Origin of the sequence: Actinokineospora sp., from assembly GCF_050699995.1 — a bacterium.
Lineage (GTDB): Bacteria > Actinomycetota > Actinomycetes > Mycobacteriales > Pseudonocardiaceae > Actinokineospora.
In genome coordinates, this window is record NZ_JBOHGC010000553.1 from 1 (window position 1) to 5,870 (window position 5,870).

General features: G+C 71.0%; 7 protein-coding genes and 1 pseudogene. 1 reads left to right on the forward strand and 7 read right to left on the reverse strand.

All coding sequences use genetic code 11. The annotated features are described in order from the left end of the window. Positions 1-321, forward strand: a 321-nt coding sequence (locus tag ACRDSQ_RS26780) for an inositol monophosphatase family protein (protein ID WP_431424776.1), incomplete at its 5' end; no start/stop codon positions are given. Between the two features lie 6 nt (positions 322-327). Here the strand turns inward: ACRDSQ_RS26780 and paaE are convergent. From paaE to ACRDSQ_RS26815, 7 genes and pseudogenes are all read right to left on the reverse strand, one after another. Then, positions 328-1,404, reverse strand: coding sequence for a 1,2-phenylacetyl-CoA epoxidase subunit PaaE (paaE, locus tag ACRDSQ_RS26785; protein ID WP_431424777.1), 1,077 nt, complete (start codon positions 1,402-1,404; stop codon positions 328-330). Beyond that, positions 1,405-1,896, reverse strand: a complete 492-nt coding sequence (gene paaD, locus ACRDSQ_RS26790; protein WP_431424778.1) for a 1,2-phenylacetyl-CoA epoxidase subunit PaaD — start codon at positions 1,894-1,896, stop codon at positions 1,405-1,407. Continuing rightward, complete coding sequence (paaC, locus tag ACRDSQ_RS26795) at positions 1,890-2,771, reverse strand: 1,2-phenylacetyl-CoA epoxidase subunit PaaC (RefSeq protein WP_431424779.1); 882 nt, start codon at positions 2,769-2,771, stop codon at positions 1,890-1,892. Before paaC ends, paaD begins: the two co-directional genes overlap by 7 nt. Further along, on the reverse strand, positions 2,768-3,106 hold the full coding sequence (gene paaB, locus ACRDSQ_RS26800; RefSeq protein ID WP_431424780.1) for a 1,2-phenylacetyl-CoA epoxidase subunit PaaB: 339 nt from the start codon (positions 3,104-3,106) through the stop codon (positions 2,768-2,770). Before paaB ends, paaC begins: the two co-directional genes overlap by 4 nt. Then, positions 3,103-4,026, reverse strand: coding sequence for a 1,2-phenylacetyl-CoA epoxidase subunit PaaA (gene paaA, locus ACRDSQ_RS26805; protein WP_431424781.1), 924 nt, complete (start codon positions 4,024-4,026; stop codon positions 3,103-3,105). The genes paaB and paaA overlap by 4 nt, the downstream gene beginning before the upstream one ends. A gap of 43 nt (positions 4,027-4,069) precedes the next feature. Then, positions 4,070-4,858, reverse strand: a complete 789-nt coding sequence (locus ACRDSQ_RS26810; RefSeq protein ID WP_431424782.1) for a hypothetical protein — start codon at positions 4,856-4,858, stop codon at positions 4,070-4,072. A gap of 72 nt (positions 4,859-4,930) precedes the next feature. Then, positions 4,931-5,870 (reverse strand): annotated as a pseudogene (locus ACRDSQ_RS26815) (2-succinyl-5-enolpyruvyl-6-hydroxy-3-cyclohexene-1-carboxylic-acid synthase); the annotation flags it as partial.

Sequence of the window (5,870 nt, forward strand, 5' to 3'; positions counted from 1 at the left end):
GAGCTGACCCGCACCGGCCCGTGGCCCGGCATGGGCGGCTTCATCGAACGGGCCGCGTCGGCCCGCGCCGGGGTCCGGGTCCTGGGCTCGGCGGCCCTGGCCATCGCCCAGGTCGCCCTCGGCCACGCGGCCGCGGCGGTCCTGCACAGCTACCACGAGTGGGACGTCGCGGGGTCGGTCGCGCTGGCCCTGGAATCGGGGGCGGCGGTGTTGGACCGGCACGGGGAGGACTTGGCGCTCCCGGTGGACGGCCTGTTGGTGGCCGCGCCCGGGGTGGCCGACCAGGTGTTGACGTGGTGGCAGGAGTCGGCCAACGCCTGACAGGCGCTAGGCGTCGAAGTCGACCGTCACCGAATCCGTGACCGGCAGGCCCTGGCAGGTGAGGACGAAGCCCGCGTCGAGTTCGTGCTGTTCGAGCGCGTAGTTGCGGCGCATCTCGACTCCGCCGACGACGACCTTCGCCCGGCACGTCCCGCACACGCCGCCCTTGCAGGCGAACGGCAGGTCGGCCCGCACCCGCTGCGCGGCGTCGAGGATCGGCTCGTCGTACGGGAGCGCGAGGGTGGTCTCGCGGCCGTCGAGCAGGATCGTCACGGCGGACGTCGGGCCGTCCACCCGGCGGTCCTCGGCGCGCTTGGGCTCGGGCGGCGGCTCGTCCACGTAGAACAGCTCGCGGTGGATCCTGGTGCCGGGCACGCCGCGCTCGGCCAGGACCGAGTAGGCGTCCTGGACCAGGCCGAAGGGGCCGCAGAGCCACCAGTGGTCGATGTCGGCCGCGGGCACGACCTGGTCGCACAGCGCGGCGAACCGCTCGGCGTCGAGGCGGCCGGAGAACAGCTCGACGTCGCCCGGCTCGCGCGACAGCACGTGCACGAGCTGCAACCTGGTCGGGTAGCGGTCTTTCAGGTCGGCGAGTTCCTCGGCGAACATGACCGTGTCGGAGCGCCGGTTGCCGTAGAGGAGGGTGACGCGGTTGCCCGGCTCGGCCAGGACCGTGCCGACGATCGAGAGCACCGGCGTGATGCCCGAGCCCGCGGCGACGAAGGCGTGGTGACTCGGGGTGGTCAGGTCGGGCGTGAAGTTTCCCTGCGGGGCAAGGACTTCGAGGGTGTCACCGGGCGCGAGGTCGTCGACGAGCTTGCTGGAGAACAGCCCGCCCTCGACCCGCCGGACGCCGATGCGCGGGTCGGCCCCCACCGGGGCGCAGATCGAGTACGACCGGCGCTCCTCGCGGCCTTCGACGTCCTGGCGCAGCGTCAGGTACTGGCCCGCGCGGAAGACGAACTCGCCCGCGAGGTCCGCGGGCACGTCGAAGGTGACCGCGACGGCGTCGTCACAGAGCCGGTCGACGCGCTTGACGGGAAGCGCGTGGAAGGTCGACCGGCGGGTCGTGGCGGCGGTCAACTAGATCTCCTTGATTTGTTCGAACGGCTCGCGGCAGTCCTCGCAGCGACGCAGGGCTTTGCACGCGGTGGAGCCGAAGCGGGACAGTTCGGTGGTGCGCGCGGAGCCGCAGTGGGGGCAGCTGACGCGGCGCTTCGGTGGGTGCAGGGTGAGCGGGATCGGGCCGACCGCGCGGGGGCCGATGCGCGACGGTGGGGCGATGCCGTGCTCGGTGAGCTTGCGCAGGCCGTCGTCGCTGATCCAGTCGGTCGTCCACGCGGGGTGCAGCACCGTGCGGATCTCGACGTCGCGGTAGCCCGCTTCGGTCAGCTTCTCGTGCAGGTCCGACCGCATCTCGTCGAGCGCGGGGCAGCCGGAGTACGTCGGTGTGATCGTCACGACCACGCGGTCGCCGACCTCGCTGACCTCGCGCAGCACGCCGAGGTCGGCCAGGGTGAGCACCGGGAGCTCGGGGTCGAGCACCTGCTCGGCGACCTGACGCGCGCTCACCACACGCCTCCCGGCAGGGCCCGCGCGACCACCTGCATCTCGGCCAGGAAAGGCGTCATGGCCTCGGTGTGCACACCGCCGCGACCGCCGCCGGGGATGCTCGGGGCGTCGGGGCGGGTCAGTCCGGCGGCACCGAGGACGGTGTCGAGCACGCTGTCCACTTCGGACTTCAGCCCGGTCGGGTCGACGGCGACGCCCGCCTCGGCGAGGCGGTGCTCGATGGGGTGGGCGGTGAAGAGTTCATCGAGGTGCGGCCAGACGACGGCGAGGCCGGCGATCATGCGCTCGCGGGAGTAGTCCGTGCCGCCCGCGAGCCGCAGCACCCACTGGGCGGCGTGGTCGCGGTGGTAGGTCAGCTCCTTGACGCCCTTCGCGGCCACGGCGGCCAGCACCGGGTCGGCCGAGCCGGTCAGCCGGTTCAGCAGGGCGAGGCGCCACGCGGAGAAGACAAGCAGGCGGGCCATGGTGGTGGCGAAGTCGCCGCCGGGGCCGGGGCCGCAGTCGATCTCGGCGAGGTGGACGTTGCGGAACTCGGCTGGGTCACGCAGGTAGGCCAGGGCGTCCTCGTCGGTCCCCTGGATCTCGCCTGCGCGGGAGAGCAGCATGCGGGCCTGGCCGAGGAGGTCGAGCGCGATGTTGGACAGCGCGACGTCCTCTTCGAGCTCGGGAGCCCTGGCGCACCACTCGGCTAGCCGCTGGGCGTAGACGAGGGCGTCGTCGCCGAGCATGAGGCAGTAGGCGGCGAGGTCGTCACGGTCCACAGTGGACGGGATGGCGCGGTCCACGCCGGACAGGGCGTCGGTGAAGCCCGTGCCGAAGGCCCAGTGCTTCTCCTCGTGGCCCTCGACGAGGGATTCGTAGGCGTTGTCGAAGCTCATAGGTGCGGCACGTCCTCAGGGATCGCGTAGAACGTCGGGTGCCGGTAGACCTTGTCGCCCGCCGGGGCGAAGAACGGGTCCTTCTCATCCGGGCTGGACGCGGTGATGGCGTCGGCCTTGACGACCCAGATGCTGACACCCTCGTTGCGGCGCGTGTAGAGATCGCGCGCGTTGCGCAGCGCCATCTCGTCATCGGGGGCGTGCAGGGAGCCGACGTGCACGTGGTTCAGCCCGCGCTTGCCCCGGACAAACACTTCATAGAGAGGCCAAGACGACCGCGGTTGATCAAGAGGCGGCTCGCCCTGTGCCGATGATTCGCTCGCCCGCTCGCTCATGCCACCTGCTCCTTCTTCGCCGCGTACGCCGCGGCGGCTTCCCGAACCCACGCGCCGTCCTCGTGCGCCTTGCGGCGGTTCTCGATCCGCTCGGCGTTGCACGGGCCGTTGCCTTTGACGACCTGCCAGAACTCGTCCCAGTCGATCTCCCCGAAGTCGTGGTGGCCACGCTCGGCGTTCCAGGCGATCTTCGAGTCCGGCAGGGTGACGCCGAGCTTCTCGGCCTGCGGCACCGACATGTCGACGAAGCGCTGGCGGAGTTCGTCGTTGGTGTGCCGCTTGATGCGCCAGACCATGGACTGCTCGGTGTTGGACGACTCGGCGTCCGGCGGGCCGAACATCATCAGCGACGGCCACCACCAGCGGTTGACGGCGTCCTGGACCATGGCTTTCTGCGCGTCGGTGCCACGCATCATGGTCATGAGGAGTTCGTAGCCCTGACGCTGATGGAAGGACTCTTCCTTGCAGACGCGGATCATGGCGCGCGCGTACGGGCCGTACGAGGTGCGGCAGAGCGGCACCTGGTTGCAGATCGCGGCGCCGTCGACGAGCCAGCCGATGACGCCGACGTCGGCGAAGGTCAGCGTGGGGTAGTTGAAGATCGAGGAGTACTTCTGGCGGCCCTCGATGAGCTTGGTCGTGAGGTCCTCGCGGTCGGCGCCGAGGGTCTCGGTGGCGGCGTAGAGGTAGAGGCCGTGGCCCGCCTCGTCCTGCACCTTGGCCAGCAGGATCGCCTTGCGCCGCAGGCTGGGGGCGCGGCTGATCCAGATGCCCTCGGGCTGCATGCCGATGATCTCGGAGTGCGCGTGCTGCGCGATCTGCCGGATCAGCGTCTTGCGATAGCCGTCGGGCATCCAGTCGCGCGGCTCGATCCGATGGTCGGCGGCGACGACGCGCTCGAATTCGCGTTCCAGGTCCACAAGACTGAATGTTACACCTGGAAGCAAATTTTGAAGAGAGGTGTTACACCGCGAGCTTGCGACGAGCCCGCAGGGAACGAAGGTGCAGTGGCCCCGGCTTGCGCAGCCACCACACCAGCCCCACTGTCACCGCCCAGACGGCGAAAAGGGTGGTGAAGGCGGGAAGGAAAGTCAGCGTCGAACCCCGCCCGGCGACGCGGACGAGGTCGGGTTCGCGCAAGTCGTACTCGACCCGGACGACCTGCCCCACCTTCAGGGCCTCGGGGTAGAGGACACCGACGTTGGGCACATGCTCGGCGCCGTCGGGCGTCTGGAAGCGGACGAGCGTGCGGTGGGCGGTGACGTCGAGGACTTCGGCGTCGGCGCGGCCGGTGTGGTTCTCGATGGCGGAGTCCTCGGTGCCCGCGGCGATGACGAGGAGGACGGCGAGAAGGGTGGTGATGACGGCGATGAAGAGGATCGCGCAGGCGGCTGCGCGGCGGAGCTTGTAGGGCTGAGGCTTAGGGCCGCCCCGGTGGGCGTCGGCGGACTGAACCTCGGCGTGATCCCGGTGCGGCTCGGGACCAGCGTCATCGGCCGACTCTGTCCGGTCGGTGATTTCGAACGTCACCTCGCGTGCCTCCGCGGCCGACCAGGCGTCAGCGAGGTCCACGTGCGCCAACTCGCCCGCATCCGCCGTCACAAGCGGGTCGGCAGGGGCTGCGACCTGGGGATTCACCGGGTCCACGCGGGTGGGTCGGTGTGGGGTTTGGGCGGGCAGGGGCGTTGCCAGGTCCGGTCCGGTGCCGTCCAAGGCCCGGACGGGGGCTCCCCGCTCCTCCATCTTTGCCACCCCCCGAGCCTATCCGCACCGGATTTCGCGGGTCGCCGTTTCCCCAAGACGCCACATTGCCGCTGGTGGGGGCTATGGGGTGTGGAGGCGGGCGATGGTTTCGCGGAGGTGGGCGTGCAACGGGCGAAGGATCGCGCGGTCGGCGCGCACTTCGATCACCCGTAGGCCGGGGGTCGGGGTGAGTGCCTCGGCGAGGGCGGCTGGGGAATCGGCCACCGTGTGCGGGACGTGATAGCCCGCACAGAGGCTGCGCAGGTCGGCGCCGTGGGGGGTGCCGAAGACGCGTTCGAAGCTCGTCGCGTGCTCGTCGGCGCCCTGTTCCAGCAGGGAGAAGATGCCGCCGCCGTCGTCGTTGAGGACGATCACGGTCAGGTTGGGGCGCTGCTCTTCGGGGCCGAGGAGCAGGGCGTTGAGGTCGTGGAGGAACGTCAGGTCGCCGATGAGGGCGTAGGCCGGGCCGCCGGTGCCGATGGCGGTGCCCGCGGCCGTGGAGACGTTGCCGTCGATGCCCGCGACGCCGCGGTTGGCGTGGATGGTGATGTCGGCGCGGTGGTCGGCGGCGATGTCGACGTCGCGGACCGGGTTGGAGGAGCCGAGGAACAGGGTGGCGCCCGGCGGGAGTGCGGCGACGACGTCGCGGGCGACGTGCAGGCCGGTGGGCCAGGGCTGGTCGTCGAGAACGGAGTCGACGGCCTTGACGGCGGCCTTCTCGGCGGAGCGCCAGCCGGCGAGCCAGGTGGGGTCGTAGTCGGTGACGTGGGTGAGGTCGTCGTCGTCGAGCCAGCCGCGGACGTGGGTGGCGACATACTGCGGGTCAGTCCACTGTGGATGATCGCCGATGCCGTAGACCGGCGCCCGGTCCATCAGGCCGCGCACACCGCGCGACAGCGTGGGCCTGCCCACCACGATCACCGCGTCCGGCCGCAGGTGTTCGGGCAGGGCGCCGCCCGCGAGGAGCAGCGGGCCGCGCCGCAGGACGTGGGCGCCGCCGATGACCGCGGCCGCCGCGCCC